Origin of the sequence: Mucilaginibacter aquatilis, from assembly GCF_009755275.1 — a bacterium.
Classification (GTDB): Bacteria; Bacteroidota; Bacteroidia; order Sphingobacteriales; family Sphingobacteriaceae; genus Mucilaginibacter; species Mucilaginibacter aquatilis.
Genome location: NZ_WQLA01000003.1, coordinates 322,027 through 337,435 on the forward strand (window position 1 = coordinate 322,027; position 15,409 = coordinate 337,435).

Consider the following 15,409-nt stretch of genomic DNA (forward strand, 5'->3'; position numbering starts at 1 on the left):
CGTGAATAAAAAATCAATACTCCGGTGGCTGGTGTTTGCTGGCTTGCCGGCTGCAATTTATCCTGTCGAACGTGCTTCAGGGCAGTCGTTGCAAAAAACCTCATTTCAGGCTTCTGCACCATTTAGTCCCGATTTTGACATCAGGGCTGATGTTGCCATGGTATACGGCATTAATGATGACGGCGGAGAGTTTGAAAAGCGGGTGAAAGGTTACCGGGACAAAGGCTACGAAGTGCAGTTTATGACCGGCATTGCCTGGGGGCAGTACAAGGATTATTTTTTGGGGGAGTGGGACGGTAAGAAACATCTTGACGAAGGCCAGATGATGCAGAACGGCCAAACCATATGGCACGGCGAAAACGTGCCATATATAGTGCCTACCGCAAACTTTTTAAGCTACATGAAAACGCACGTTAAACGTGCTATTGATGCCGGCGTTACGGCCATTTACCTCGAGGAACCGGAATTTTGGGCACGCGCCGGTTACAGCGAAACATTTAAAAAGGCCTGGCAAAAACACTATGGCTTTCCGTGGATGGCGCAGCATGAGTCGCCTGAAGCTACATACCTATCTTCAAAGCTTAAATACCAATTGTATTTTGATGCACTTAAAGAAATTTTTACTTACGTAAAATCATATAGCATGAGTATTGGGCGTAACGTTAAATGCTATGTTCCAACACATTCCTTACTAAATTACTCGTCGTGGCAAATTGTTAGTCCTGAGGCCAGTTTGGCAAACCTTGATGGTATGGACGGTTACATAGCGCAGGTATGGACCGGTACATCGCGCGAACCGCTATTTTATAATGGCATTAAGAAAGAGCGCGTGTTTGAAAACGCTTTTTTAGAATACGGATCAATGGTTTCAATGACTGCGCCAACCGGCAGGCGCATATATTTCCTTACCGACCCTATTGAAGACTGGCAACGCTCATGGGATGATTACAAGCTAAATTATCAGGCAACATTTACAGCCCAGCTTTTATATCCTATGGTAAACCGTTACGAGGTAATGCCATGGCCTAACCGCATTTATAAAGGTAAGTTTAAGGTGGAAGGCATGGCCGATAAACAAACCATTGCCCCAGCTTATGCTACGCAAATGCAAGTGATGATTAACTCACTTAACAGCATGCCACAGTCTGATAATAAACTGAACGGCAGCCACGGCATAAGTGTATTGCTAAGCAATTCAATGATGTTTCAGCGATACCCAACCCACAAAGGATATGAAGACCCTCAACTGTCAAACTTTTACGGTATGGCGGTTCCCTTGTTAAAACATGGAATACCGGTATCAACTGTGCATATGGAAAACTTGGCTGGCAACGCGCTTAAAGACACCAAGGTGTTAATTATGAGCTATGCCAACATGAAGCCATCATCTGCCAGCGAGCATAAACATCTTGCAGACTGGGTTAGGGCAGGAGGTGTGCTGCTATACTACGGTCAGGACAATGATCCTTTTCAGCAGGTAAAAGAATGGTGGAACACAGGCGAGAATAAATACAATGCGCCGTCTGAACATTTATTTAAACTTTTGAGCATTAACAGTAAGGCAAATACAGGCGGTACTTTTAAGTTTGGGAAAGGCACTGTTTACATTACAAAGCAAGATCCTAAGGATATTATAATGACAGCTAACGGGCATCAAAAGTTTATTGCAACGGTTAAACAAGCATATGAAACAGGTGCAAAGGCGGGTAAGTTCCTTGTAAAAAACAATTTTGTATTGGAACGCGGCCCGTATACCATAGCTGCCGTGCTTGATGAATCTGCTGATAGCAAAACCCTGGAATTGAACGGACACTTTATAGATCTGTTTGACCCACAACTGCCGGTTGTTTATAAAAAGATCGTAACGCCTAACACTCAGGCCTATTTATATGATTTAAAACGTGCACCAGGCAAACAGCAAACTCAGGTTCTCGCATCAGCTGCACGAGTAACCGATGAACAGAGAGGAAAAAAATTTTATAAAATTATTGCTAAAAGCCCTGATAAAACCATTAATTCAATGCGAATTTTGCTGCCAAATAAGCCATCAACTATAAAAGTTGCTAATGCAGATGGTGCCTTGAAAGTAAACCGCAGTGATTGGGATGCTGCCTCGCATACATTATTGCTTAGCTTTGATAACTTTAGCCAGGGAGTTAATGTGCAAATTAACTGGTAGTTTAAGTTTCCGGTTCGCAATTATATACTTTTAAACGTTTTCATTAGTACTTATGATAAAATACAGAGCAATAGTTTTAGTTTCACTTTTATTAGGCAAGGCTAGCGTAATGGCGCAAATTAATAAGGCGCCTGCTTATCCCTTAATTACACACAATACCTATTTCAGTGTATGGTCAAACACCGATAAGCTGAACGAATCGGTTACCCATCACTGGACCGGATCAAACCAATCATTAATTGGTATTGTGAACGTTGATGGTACCAATTACCGGTTTTTGGGTCAGGAACCGGTACGCTACAAAACTGTATTAGCCACCAGTGATGAAACTGAATACTCCGTTAAATACACCGAGAAAAAGCCGGCGGATGATTGGTTTAAAACTGACTTTGCTGCCGCCGATTGGAAAGAGGGAAAATCACCCATTGGTGACGGAAAAGAAAATAAAATTCAATGGCAATCCCGTGATATATGGATCAGGCGTGTTTTTAACATAAGCCGTACAGACGATATTAACGAGTTGTTTTTAAAGGCGTCTTTTGATGATGATATTGAAGTAAACTTGAACGGCGAGCGTATTTACACCAAAGTGGGTGTAAGCAAGGGTTATGAAATGATCCCCCTGGCTAAGAGCAAACTAAAGGTGGGTGAAAACATCATAGCCTACCACGTAGTAAATACAGGTGGCGGCGCACGTGCTGATGTTGGCTTTGCCGATAAACTGAAACCAATAATAAGCGATGAATTAAAGACTGCAGAACAAACCAATGTAACGGTTAAAGCAACTCAAACCACGTATAATTTTAAGGCGGGTAAAGTAAATTTTGATGTAATATTCACGTCGCCATTGTTACTAACCGATTTAAGCCTGTTGTCGAGGCCGGTATCGTACATCACTTACCAGGCTAAATCAAACGATGGCAAAACCCATTCGGTAAAAGTGTTTTTTAGCGCGTCGACTGATTTAGCAGTGAACTTGCCTAAACAGCCAGTAAAAGCCAGTAAGTATAACACGTCAACCTTAAATGTTTTGAAAGTTGGCACTACAGAGCAGCCGGTATTGAAAAAAGCAGGCGACGATGTACGCATTGATTGGGGTTATGCATATGTGGCTGTACCCAAATCAACAGGAGCCACGCAATATATTACAGCTGGTGAAGATGCGGTGAACAGCTTCAGACAAGGTAAATTAAATACTACAGTAAGTAACGGAAGTTCTTTGGCCTTAAATACCATAGTACCATTGGGAAAAGTAGGCTCAACACCTGTTTCGAAATTTATTGAAGTGGCCTATGATGAAATTTGGTCGATGGAATATTTTGGTACCAGGCTTAGGCCGTGGTGGAACAAGCAGGGCAACGAAACCATTGACAACCAAATGAATAAGGCTGCCAGTGATTATGCCGCTGTCTTACAGAAATGTACTGCCTTTAACCAGCGCTTATACGGTGATGCCTTAAAAACCGGAGGTAAAGAGTACGCCGGGTTATGCGTTTTAGCTTACAGGCAAAGTATAGCTGCCCATCAGCTTTTACAAAGCCCTAAAGGCGAAATTTTATGGTTTTCAAAAGAAAATTTCAGTGGTGGATTTGTAAACACTGTTGACGTAACTTACCCGTCGGCACCGCTTTACCTTTTGTACAATCCTAAATTGATGGAGGGTATGCTGAATGGTATATTTTACTTTAGCGAGAGCGGCAAGTACGGACATGATTATGCTGCCCATGATTTGGGTACTTACCCACTGGCCAACGGACAAACTTATGGTGAGGGTATGCCTGTTGAAGAATCGGGCAATATGATTATACTTACCGCTGCCATAGCGGCTGCTGAAGGCAATCCTGCTTATGCTAAAAAGCACTGGAAAACCTTGAGTACCTGGGTTAATTACTTAGTTAAAGAAGGTTTTGACCCCGCCAACCAGTTGTGTACTGATGATTTTGCCGGTCACCTGGCCCGCAATGCCAACTTATCTGTTAAGGCAATTGTAGGAATAGGTTGCTATGCTAAATTGGCAAATGCTTTAGGTTACAAAGTTGTTGCTGCTAAATACAATCAAATAGCCAAAGAGATGGTTCCGCGGTGGATGAAATTGGCTGACGACGGTGATCACTATACCCTTACGTTTGACAACAAAGGCACCTGGAGCCAAAAGTATAATCTGGTTTGGGATAAGGTTTTAAATCTTGGGTTATTTCCACAAAAGGTTTACGATACGGAGATTAAATACTACTTGACCAAGCAAAATAAATTTGGCTTACCGTTAGACAGTCGCAAAACCTACACCAAGTCAGACTGGATAATATGGACCGCTACGATGACCAATACAAACAAGGACTTTCAAGCGCTGATCAGTCCTATTTACAAATTTGCTACTAACACACCTTCAAGAGTGCCACTTAATGATTGGCATGAAACCACTGATGGTAAAATGGTTGGTTTTCAAGCTCGTAGCGTTGTAGGCGGGTACTTTATGCCTATACTCAAAAACAAGTTAGCCAGCGCTAAATAGCAGCAACAAGCTCTAATAATCAATTCTTATAGCCCCGCAATGTTTGCCCAAAATAGTTTTAGGCAAGCATTGCGGTTGCTTAAAATAACCAAGTGAAATGCTATGACCTGTTTAAAAACATTTGTAACACCGTGTTTAAAAGTTTTTATGTGCCTTGCTGTATTTGGCATTCAATCTACATCAGCACAATCCACAGCCGGAATCAAGAACTTGAGCACATCTAAACAGGTCAAGGTAAACACATCGGCCAAAAAGGTTGATATAACATGGCCAACTGGCAAAGGCACAAATGGGAGAGTGGTATTGAGCTTGGAAAAGAACGCCGCTTTATTCAGTAGCATTCAGGCATCGAATAATGGCCCTTTTAAACAAATAATTTCCAATCTTAACCCTAAATTTATACTAACCGTTGGTAAGCGCGACCTTATTTCACAAAACGGCTGGAACATATTTTTTGATCGTGTACCGCTTAAGCCCTTTAAGGCATATAAAGTTACGTTGGACAAATCGGGCGCTGTTATAACGTCAGAAGGATCGCGTACCATAGTACGCATAGGCGGCGCCAAAGCTGGTCCGTTTAGCGGGAATGTTGAGATTACATTTTATAACGGTAGTCCGCTTTTTAATGTGGCAGCTGTAATGAGTACGCCTATCGACTCAACAGCCGTTGTTTATGACGCCGGCATGGTTGGTAGTAACCCACAATGGTCAAAAATTATCTGGGCAAAAATCAATGATGAATTTGACGGTATGGCGTATCATAATGCCGATACCAGCCAGAATGTTGCCGTGAAGTATCGTACCATCATAGGAGAGACAACGGCAGGTTCACTTGCCGTGTTTCCGGCACCGCATCAATACTTTTACCCGCTTGATGAAGCTTTTAATTTGAAATTTACCTGGTATGGAAGCAATTACCGTAAAATGATACCTGGTTATGGTATAGGCATACGACAAGATTTATACGGCGACCGCCGTTTTGTGCCGTGGTTTAACGCGCCGCCCGGCACACATCAGCGTTTTAATTTCTTTTGCATGGCTACCTTGTCTGGAGGGCAGGCTGCATTAAACGCAGTAAAACAATTTACGCACAATGATAAGTTTGTGCCGCTGCCAGGCTACAAAACCATGGCTAGTCATTTCCATAACGAGTATACTACTAATGTAACGCTAAAAAATAAACCGGTCGTGAAGGAGCCTGAATATGTACAGGTCTTCAAAAAGCTGGGTGTTGATATTGTTCATTTAGGTGAGTTTCATGGGACAGGTCATCCAAAAGGGCCCGATGAAGATCGTTTGAAAGAATTGGATGCCTTATTTAAAGAATGTGAAAAGGAATCAAGTAATAAGTTCCTGCTCCTGCCGGGCGAAGAGCCAAATGAGTTTTTTGGCGGCCACTGGATGGGAATTTTTCCTAAGCCGGTGTACTGGATCATGTCGCGCAAGGGAGAAATGCCTTTCATTACTAATGACAGCCGCTATGGGAAGGTTTATCATATAGGCAGCAAAGACGATATGCTGAAACTACTTGAGTTAGAAGGCGGATTAGCCTGGACGGCTCATGCCCGCACCAAAGGATCAACCGGATACCCGGATTTGTACAAAGAAGAAAAGTTTTTCAAATCTGACCGCTTTAACGGTGCTGCATGGAAAAACATTCCAGCCGACTTATCAACCGAGCGTATGGGCAAGCGCATTTTTGACTTGATGGATGATATGAGCAACTGGGGTCTTAAGAAAAAAGCTATTGCCGAATCGGATATATTTACCATAACGCACGATAATGAGATGTATGCTCACGTGAACATAAATTATCTTAAAATAGATGCCTTACCCAAGTTCAGCAATGGCTGGCAACCTGTAGTAGACGTTATACAAAAAGGTGAATTTTTCTCAACCACTGGCGAGGTGCTTATTCCTGCATTTAAGGTGAACGGTTCTTCATCGGCAAAAAGTGGTCGTAAAGCTAATACGTCAGTTGATTTTTCGGTTAGCTGGACGTTCCCGTTAAAGTTTGCAGAAATTATATCAGGAGATGGGCAAAAAGTTTATCGCAAGCGCATTGATCTAAAAAACACAACAGCTTTTGGATCAAAGCAATTCAGCATTCCGGTTGATTTGAAAGGAAGAAAATGGGTAAGGCTTGAAGTTTGGGATGCAGCGGTTAATGGTGCATTTACACAAAATATTTGGCTTAATTAGCCCAGCTAATTAATTAAGAAGCATAATGTTTGTGCCCTGTATTGAATAATATAGGGCATTTTCATTTCCAACGGCTGATTTAAAATTGAGTTGTTTAACTTTACTACAATGACGGAACGAAAACAATATATTATAAATTTAACAATGATCGCAGTGTTTGCTTTATTGACAAACTGCAATCAAAACTTCATCAAACAAAATAAGAGCAAAGTGGCTTTTCAGAAACTTAAAGTAAAAGCTTGTTGTACCGGCAAAACTCCGGCAAGGTTTGGTTTTGCAAACCGACTAGCTGATACAATTGTAATTACCAAGCACGTAAATGCTACGCAGCAACGCAAGTAATTTATAAACAGCAGATTTTATTGCGGTTGTTTATATCAAATTGGAAGCGTAAACCAAAAGGTGCTTCCATTGCCCACCTTACTTTCAACGCCAATACTGCCACCATGGCTGCGTATTATATTCGCACAAACGTACAGCCCTAAACCCATACCGCTGTATTTCATGTTAGCAGTATCAGCACGGTAATACCTGTCAAACAAATACTTTATTTTATCCTCCTGAATTCCCTTACCCTGATCGGTAATTGCAACTTTAGCGTACTCATCCTCCAAAGCGGCTTTCACTATAATCACTTCTGATTCTCCGGCATACTTACAAGCATTATTCACCAGGTTAACTATAACCTGTTCAATTTTGCCCGCATCGGCATTTACCATCAAATTGCTTTCGCCAATAATCTCAATAGTTGATGTGCCTATGTTGATATTGCTGGTTACATCTTGTAATAGTTTAATAATGTCAAAACGCTCTTTTCTTATAAGCAGCTCGCCAAGTCCAATACTGTTTGCATCAACCAGGTCGGCAATTATTTTATTGAGCTTTTTAACGTTCTTAAAGCATGAACTTATCATACTGATCAACACATGATCATCAGGCCTGTTTCTCAGTAATGAGCGTTCAATGAACTGCATATTGGCAGACAGGCTTGTTAATGGCGTTTTTAGCTCATGGCTGGCAATATTTATAAAGTCATCTTTCTGATGCTGCAATAATTTTTGCTCGTGAATATCAGTACAGGTGCCAAACCATTTAACAATTTTGCCATTCTCGTTAAAATACGGTGCCGCCCTACCTAAAACCCAAATGTATTCGCCGGTGAACTTTCGCAACCTGTATTCAATTTCGTAAGGTGTTCCGGTTTCTAATGAATGTCGCCAAACGTTCCATGCCCTTTGCTGATCTTCAGGATGAAAAACCGCATTCCATCCCTCACCATCTGATTCACCATAAGCTGTACCTGTAAAATCATACCAGCGTTTGTTATAGTATTCGTGCATGCCTTCCGCATCTGTCACCCAAACCATTTGTATAATGGAGTCGGCAAGCTGGCGCAATAGCATTTCACTTTGGCGTATACGTTGGTCGGCAATCTCTTGCTCGGTAATGTCAATTAAGCTTGCTACAAACTCAGTTATTAATCCATCGGTATGTAAAGGCAATACTTTAACAGTTAGCCACCTTGTTTCATTTAGCTTGTTAACTATTCTGAACTTGCTTTCAAATGATCCGTTGGTTTTGACGGCATAGTTAAATAAAATCCTTTCATGTTCAACATCATCAGGGTGCAGGGCATTCAAATAGCCTAAACCAACACTTTCCTCAAATGTCAGGCCGGTGGTTTGCACCCAGGCTGTATTTGCGTATAAGCACGATGCCCCTGCAAACCGTAAAATCATAAAAGGAGATTCGTCGGCAAGGGCTTTAAAATATTGTTCGCGCGATTTTAATAGTTTACTTTCGGTTACATCGGTAATAGAATGTATGATGTAATGTAACTGACCATCAATTATTACAGGCTTGTTTATTGTTGACCAAAACCGCTCAACAAAAACATCGCTGCCCGGGATGCGTACCGGATAGCGCTGTACCAACATTTCATGATTTTGATGGGTTGCTATAACATTGTTGAACGATGCTGTAAGATTTAGTTCGCCGTCGGCCATCTCATCTCCCGGAACGTCGGGGAACACTTCAAAAATTCCCTTGCCTAAAATATCTTCACGGCGGGTAAAGGTGGCCTCATTGTACGCTTCACTAATTTCAACAATAGTGAATATAGGTGCATTGGGCAAAACAATTAAATAATTACCAGGCAAATTCCTGATAATGGCCAGCATGGCGTTGTGGTCTTTTACACCGGTAAAGTTCAACGGCTAATAATTTATGTGGTAAATGTAACCGTTAAACAATTAGAAAAAAATAAAGGCCGCCTTTTTATCCTGATATAATTGAGTGATAATTGTGATAACGTTTAGGTTGGCATCAAATATCCTATTGCATAAAAATTTCAATTGCCTTGCATACCTCTTCAGGGTTTTCTTCAAACATGTAATGACCTGTGTTGGGCAAGTGAATCAACTCAAAATTTGAAGCGCATGATGGCAAAGCATATTTATAATAGCCATATGATACGTTGCTGGCAATGCCCAACACCGGCATAGAAAGTTTGGTATATGATTTTGCATCTGCAATGTCAGTTCCGAAGGTTTGATACCAGGCATTTGATGCTCGAATACGCTCAGGCTGGTTATAAACGTTGGCATAAATGTCGCGTTCAAATGCAGGGATTTTACTTTCATCAAGCATTACATAACTGAACAACCAGTCAAGTAAAAATCGAAATCTTCCTTCAAGAAGCTTTTCAGGTAAATCTTTCACCTGGTTAAAGCTCATCCACCAAGTGTAAGGTTGCTGGTTGTCAATTTTTTCAGTGAATGTTCCTGGCGCAGGTATGAGCGGCATTTGAAAAATTCCTTCGTTTGGATGCAAACCATCAGCCACAATAAGCTTCTGAACCACCTGAGGATAGTTGTAAGCCAAACTCATAGCTACCATACCACCAATATCATGTCCCATTACCGTGACATTTTGCAGCTTCAGCGTAATTATTAAATGATATATATCGGTAGCCATTGTTTTTTTATCGTAGCCGTTAGTTGGCATTGCCGAACCACCCATCCCTCTTATGTCAACAACTATAACGCGGTAGCTGCCTGAAAGTGGAAGTGCTAAGTTTTTATACGAATACCAGGTTTGAGGCCATCCTGGCATGCAAACTATAACAGGTTTATCAATACCGTTATCAACGTAGTGCAAATCAACTCCATTTACATGTATTATGTGACTTTCAAACCCCGGCCACTGTTGCACAAGTTCTGTGCTGTTAAATTTAGTGTTCATGTTGTGAAAAGTTTAGTATTATTTACCTAGCGTATCATAAGCCGATGTCCAAATTATTTCAGGATAGCGGTCGTTGTCAAGACTTGTGTTTTGGGCCGAAAACATGCTGTACAAGTATTGCATTTGTTGCCATTGCGGGTATAATTGTGTTTCACCGTCGGTATCTGCCGCTCGTAATCGATCGATATTTTCGGAAAACTGCTCCATTGTACCTTGATGCTGCAACATAAATGGTGAGCCGCATAACTGCTCGCCAAGCAACGTAAAATCGAGCGGACTTAATTGGAAGCTTGCAATACGTAAGTCTCGTGGAGTTAAATCATCGAGCGCTGCTGCGGCAGTAAATTTGGCGGTATCAGCAACCGTTGTAAAATCAATCTTCCAGTTTTCTTTACTGTTGGGGCAGGTAACGGTTTTACTCTTAGTATCAAAAACCGGGATGCCATATTTTAGCACATAAGAAAATGCACCATTGAATATAGATGTAGCGTTGATATAGGTATCATCTAAAATGCTTCTGAACTCTTTACGTAAATCAAAATTTCGGTTTGCACCTTTCGGCAATTGTGTGTAGTCAGTACAAAAGTCAGAAGGAATGAACCGCGGCACGCCGGCTTGCACCGCTGCGTTAAGTAGGTGTGTTTGTGCTGTAACAATAACATCTCTTAACCCAGCCAGTGCCGAAATAACACAATCGGCACCCTCACATGCCGCTGAAAGTTGCGAGCTGTCATCATAATTCACTATAATAACATCTACTCCAGACGCGTTTAGCTTCTCAATTTTTTCCGATTGACTTTCAACGCGTACCAAGGCTTTTACAAAAGCGCCTTTGTTGATAAGTTCGTGGCAAATAAGCTCACCAAGGTTTCCGGTTGCACCGACAACAACTATTGTTTTTTTCATAGCAGATAAATTTTAACACAAAAGTACCTGCCACTGCAATAGCTAAAACTACCATTTGGTAGTATGTTATTAACGAAGATTTTTACGGATGCGACTAAGCGCATTGGGTGTAATGCCCAGGTAAGAAGCCAGTTGCTTAACCGAAATCAGCTGCATAAAGCCCGGCCTTTTCAAAAATTGAAGGTAACGTTCTTCCACGGTCATAACCTGAAAACTTATTATTTCGTCAATCATCCGCATAGCCATAGTTTCCCAAAGTTTACGGCCAAACTGTTGCCAGCTAGCATACTTTTCAAACAACCTCTCCATGCTTGCCTTATTAATACAATACACTGTTGTTTGAGTTACCGCTTCAATATTAAAACGAGTTGGCTTTTGAGGATTATAGCTTGTTATCTCGGTAAAAAACTCTCCCGGCTCAACAATCCATGCCGTAAGTGGCGCATCATCCCCAAGCTCAAATCGTAGTGCGCCTTCACTCACGAAATAGTAATAATTAGCAATTTGACCTCGTTTTAAAACCAGTTGTCCCTTTTCATAGGTCTTTTCACGAAACTCACTTATAATATCGTCTAACTCAATTGTATTGACGTTTAAATTGCTTTGTAAGAAATTTTTAAGGTTCTGCATTTAGTGGAATCAAACTGATTTGTGATAAGAGACGCTATGTGATTTAATATCGATAATCTATGCAAATACACATCATAGGCCGATTTTTCAAATTCAAGATGTCGAAAAAATACCCTTTTTTGATGAATTTGTAGGTGTGTTAACTCCTTGTTTCCATTTAGGTTTGCTTTGCAAGTAGCCTATAATCAGGTTTACTTCAATTTATACACAAGCCTATGATATTGTAAAGCGCAAGGCATTTCAATATCAAGCCAATTATGCCAATTATATACTGTTACATAAATTTTCCTGATCCGTTTAAATTAAGCATTTGCATTTGGCACTTGTGCAGTCATGTTGTCCATTGTTTACGGGTACACATTACTGTTAAGCTTGCTGTGCACAAAAGTTCTATCGACATTAATTCAATGTAACTGGTAGTCCTGCTGAAATTATTAACCAATAATCTAAATATCAGTACTATGAGAAAACCAAACTTTAAAAAAGTGGCCAAGATTGCCGCTTTAGCACTCGCGTGTATTTACACGGTAGGGTGTAGAAAATCGCTTGATGAAGGCGATACGGGCGTCAGCAGGGCCGAAGCTGAAAAAAAAGCTGCCGAACTTGGAAACGTAATTGTAAGGCCCACTTACAACAGTACATCGTTTTTGCGTAATCCGCTGAATGGCTGGGTAATGTACGGCAAACGCGATGCTACGGACGCCTATTGGGATACGCAGTTTTTTGTGCCCGAGCTTGGAGCAAACGTAAAGGCTATTGACTATGCATCGGCATGTTATATACGTACAAGCTGGCGCTCACTTAACCCAAGTCCGGGTGTTTACACCTGGAGAGATCTTACCTCGCAAATGGGAAAGCTTATAAACGGTGTTAAAACCAGAGGCCTGCCCATTGCTTTCCGTATTGTTGTTGATGGACGCGATCAGGGTGAAAATACACCGGCATTCGTTTTTAATGCAGGTGCCGGGTATTGGCTTTCTAATTCGGCCAATACGTCTCAAAAAACTCCGTTTCCGCAAGACCCTGTTTTCAGGCAGCATTATACCACATTGATTGAGGAGCTTGCAAAAGACTTTAACGATCCGGTGGTTACCTCATTTATAGATGCCTATGGCTTAGGCAAATGGGGAGAGGCACATAATGTGGTTTATGCAGCTCCCGGAACATTGACAGATGCACAAACCGAAGCAGCCAAGGCCGAAACATTGGATTGGATTACAGGTTTATACGCCCGAACGTTCACCAAAATTCCGTTGGTTATAAACTATCATCGTTTAATTGGTCACCCTACAAGCTGGGGTGCAGTAAACGCAAATAGCAATATGCTGCTCACAAATGCCATTAACAATAAAGGTTACAGTTTGCGGCACGATGCATTTGCGATGACGGATTACTACCAAAGCTGGGAGAAAGCTTTTGCTGCCACCTGGAAGCACAAACGCCCCATTATAATGGAAGGTGGTTGGATTGTAACCGGCACTCATAGATATTGGATTGATTCGGGCGGCCAGTACCGCGAAGGTCACCCGGAAGATGTAAGGCAAGCAGAGTTCGACCGCTCGGCCGAAGCTGCTGTTAACATGATGGATTTTAGGGTTGGGGAAACTACATCATGGTTTCAAACCAGCTTTCCATTGGTTCAACGTTTTAACACCGAAGGCGGTTACCGCTTATATCCTGATGAAGTGGCCTTACCAAACACTATTGCGGCAGGTGCTACTGCTTCGCTTAGCCACCGATGGGTGAACACAGGTTGGGGCTACTGCCCAAACAACATACCACAATGGAACTATAAATACAAGGTTGCTTTTGCGCTTTTAGATGCATCAGGAGCAGTTAAAAAACTATTTATAGATAACGCCAGCGATCCATCTAAATGGATTAAAAACAATCCCATCACTTATAATTTCACTACAACATCGGTTGATGTTACCCCCGGAACTTATAGCTGGGCAATTGCTATTGTTGACAAAACAAACGCAAACAAGCCAGGCATTGCACTTGCCGTTACGGGTAACGTTATCAATGGGTGGCTTAAGTTAGGTGATGTGGAAGTTCAATCCGCGGTAACTACCCCTCCAATAGGTCAGAGCATAAAATTAAGGGGCTCTAACAATCAGTTTGCATCTGGCGAAAACGGCCAAACAGCTATGATGTGTAACCGGCCAACTGCATCTACCTGGGAAACATTTACCGTTGTTGATGCAGGCGGCGGCAAGGTTGCCTTAAAAAGCATGAACAAATATATATCATCAGAAAACGGAGCTACAACCGGCATTACCTGCAGCCGCACCACCATAAGCGATTGGGAAAAGTTTGACTGGATTGTAAATGCAAACGGACGTATATCATTACGAGGAAATAATGGCAAATACATCAGTTCAGAAGATGGACAATCGGTGATGAAATGTAACCGAGCAACAGTTAGCGGCTGGGAGACTTTTGCCCTTAATTAATTAACATGAAATAGGCAAACAAAATTGTTGCAAATTCATTAGTTAGTTAAATTAAAATTTATGAGAGAGCTACCGGTAACCGTTAGACGCGCTATCGAATTATTAGGACTGGTGTTAATTGGTGCCCTGTTTGTTATTGGGCAAAATCTTATAATGCCGTTGCTAATGGCATTCTTTATCAGTTTGATGTTGTTGCCGGTACTCCGCTTTTTTGTGCGACTAAAACTGCCGGAAGTTGTAGCCATATTCATTCCTATTCTATTGCTGTTTATGTTTCTGGGGCTTATTGTATGGTTCTTTTCGGCTCAGATAGGTTCACTTATTGCCGATTTTCCACAGATAAAAAACAATGTTTCGCACCACCTGGCTGCGCTAAGCTCATGGATTGCGTCGACTTTTAAATACTCTGCCGATGCGCAACTTAAACTTGTTGATGAACAAAGCAGTAAACTTTTAAATTCTGCAGGCGGTATTTTAAGCAGCATGGTAGGCTCGGTAGGTAACATACTGTTGTTTTTTGGTCTACTTCCTATTTACATCTACCTCATATTGTTATACAAAAATTTGTTACTCCGCTTCATATTTATGTGGTTTGATCAGGCCCACCATGAAAAGGTAGAAGAGGGCGTACGCGCCAGCGAAAGCATCATCAAAAGTTACCTGATTGGTTTGTTAATACAAATTACTTATATCACCATACTTTTAGGTTTAGCATTATTTCTATTCGGCATTAAACACGCTTTACTGATAGGCGTAATATTCGCCTTTTTGAATCTTATCCCGTACCTGGGGGCGTTAATAGGAAACATACTAGGCGTATTAATCACCCTAGCTTCCTCACAAGAAATATCCTCCATATTTATTGTGCTTGGTGCTATTGCCGTAGTACAATTTTTAGATAACAATATCTTGATGCCACGCATTGTAGGGTCGAAGGTTAAGATTAATGCCTTGGCAGCAATAGTGGGGGTTTTGTTGGCGGGCACCATGGCAGGTATATCGGGTATGTTTTTGGCTTTACCAATGATTGCAGTATTAAAAATTGTATTCGACCGCTCAGAACATATGAAGCAATGGGGAGTGTTATTAGGTGATGAACGCCCTCAACATAGCCCTATGAGTTTCCCGATTTTTAGAAGAAAGAAGAAAATCCCCGAGGAAGCTACCACGGTAAAGTCTAGCATATGATGCTTCTTTAAAGAGCGGCAAACAAGAATAAGGAGAGCAAGGCATAACGCCTTGCTTTTTTTGTATAATTTAAGTTTGCTGAGTGATCATATT

At 41.4% G+C, this 15,409-nt stretch carries 9 protein-coding genes; 5 read left to right on the forward strand and 4 right to left on the reverse strand.

All coding sequences use genetic code 11. From position 1 onward, the window contains the following. Position 1 precedes the first annotated feature (1 nt). From GO816_RS09125 to GO816_RS09135, 3 genes are all read left to right on the forward strand, one after another. A complete protein-coding gene (locus tag GO816_RS09125) occupies positions 2-2,179 on the forward strand; it encodes a hypothetical protein (protein ID WP_198171467.1) in 2,178 nt (725 codons plus the stop codon). Positions 2,180-2,231: 52 nt separating this feature from the next. Further along, positions 2,232-4,691, forward strand: a complete 2,460-nt coding sequence (locus GO816_RS09130; protein ID WP_157541464.1) for a glutaminase family protein — start codon at positions 2,232-2,234, stop codon at positions 4,689-4,691. Positions 4,692-4,901: 210 nt separating this feature from the next. Continuing rightward, complete coding sequence (locus tag GO816_RS09135) at positions 4,902-6,893, forward strand: CehA/McbA family metallohydrolase domain-containing protein (RefSeq protein WP_157541465.1); 1,992 nt, start codon at positions 4,902-4,904, stop codon at positions 6,891-6,893. A gap of 377 nt (positions 6,894-7,270) precedes the next feature. Here the strand turns inward: GO816_RS09135 and GO816_RS09140 are convergent, their stop codons facing one another. From GO816_RS09140 to GO816_RS09155, 4 genes are all read right to left on the reverse strand, one after another. Beyond that, on the reverse strand, positions 7,271-9,106 hold the full coding sequence (locus tag GO816_RS09140; RefSeq protein WP_157541467.1) for a PAS domain-containing sensor histidine kinase: 1,836 nt from the start codon (positions 9,104-9,106) through the stop codon (positions 7,271-7,273). A 121-nt stretch (positions 9,107-9,227) separates the two neighbouring features. Beyond that, positions 9,228-10,136 carry an alpha/beta fold hydrolase gene (locus tag GO816_RS09145; RefSeq protein WP_157541469.1) on the reverse strand — a complete coding sequence of 303 codons (909 nt, stop codon included), beginning with the start codon at positions 10,134-10,136 and terminating at the stop codon, positions 9,228-9,230. Between the two features lie 18 nt (positions 10,137-10,154). Then, entirely contained in the window at positions 10,155-11,042 is an 888-nt protein-coding gene (locus GO816_RS09150; protein ID WP_157541471.1) for an NmrA family NAD(P)-binding protein, read from the reverse strand. 69 nt (positions 11,043-11,111) lie between these two features. Then, entirely contained in the window at positions 11,112-11,672 is a 561-nt protein-coding gene (locus tag GO816_RS09155) for a Crp/Fnr family transcriptional regulator (RefSeq protein ID WP_157541473.1), read from the reverse strand. Between the two features lie 461 nt (positions 11,673-12,133). Here GO816_RS09155 and GO816_RS09160 point away from each other — a divergent pair, with 461 nt between their 5' ends. After that, positions 12,134-14,128, forward strand: coding sequence for a DUF4832 domain-containing protein (locus GO816_RS09160; protein ID WP_198171468.1), 1,995 nt, complete (start codon positions 12,134-12,136; stop codon positions 14,126-14,128). Between the two features lie 60 nt (positions 14,129-14,188). Beyond that, positions 14,189-15,316 (forward strand): AI-2E family transporter, encoded by a 1,128-nt coding sequence (locus GO816_RS09165; RefSeq protein ID WP_157541475.1) that lies wholly within the window; start codon positions 14,189-14,191, stop codon positions 15,314-15,316. Positions 15,317-15,409: the final 93 nt, after the last annotated feature.

Bases quoted from the DNA above. Each gene is read 5' to 3' on its own strand.
- GO816_RS09130 (WP_157541464.1), top strand. From the start codon at position 2,232: ATGATAAAATACAGAGCAATAGTTTTAGTTTCACTTTTATTAGGCAAG.
- GO816_RS09145 (WP_157541469.1), bottom strand. From the start codon at position 10,136: ATGAACACTAAATTTAACAGCACAGAACTTGTGCAACAGTGGCCGGGG.
- GO816_RS09150 (WP_157541471.1), bottom strand. From the start codon at position 11,042: ATGAAAAAAACAATAGTTGTTGTCGGTGCAACCGGAAACCTTGGTGAG.
- GO816_RS09155 (WP_157541473.1), bottom strand. From the start codon at position 11,672: ATGCAGAACCTTAAAAATTTCTTACAAAGCAATTTAAACGTCAATACA.
- GO816_RS09160 (WP_198171468.1), top strand. From the start codon at position 12,134: ATGAGAAAACCAAACTTTAAAAAAGTGGCCAAGATTGCCGCTTTAGCA.
- GO816_RS09165 (WP_157541475.1), top strand. From the start codon at position 14,189: ATGAGAGAGCTACCGGTAACCGTTAGACGCGCTATCGAATTATTAGGA.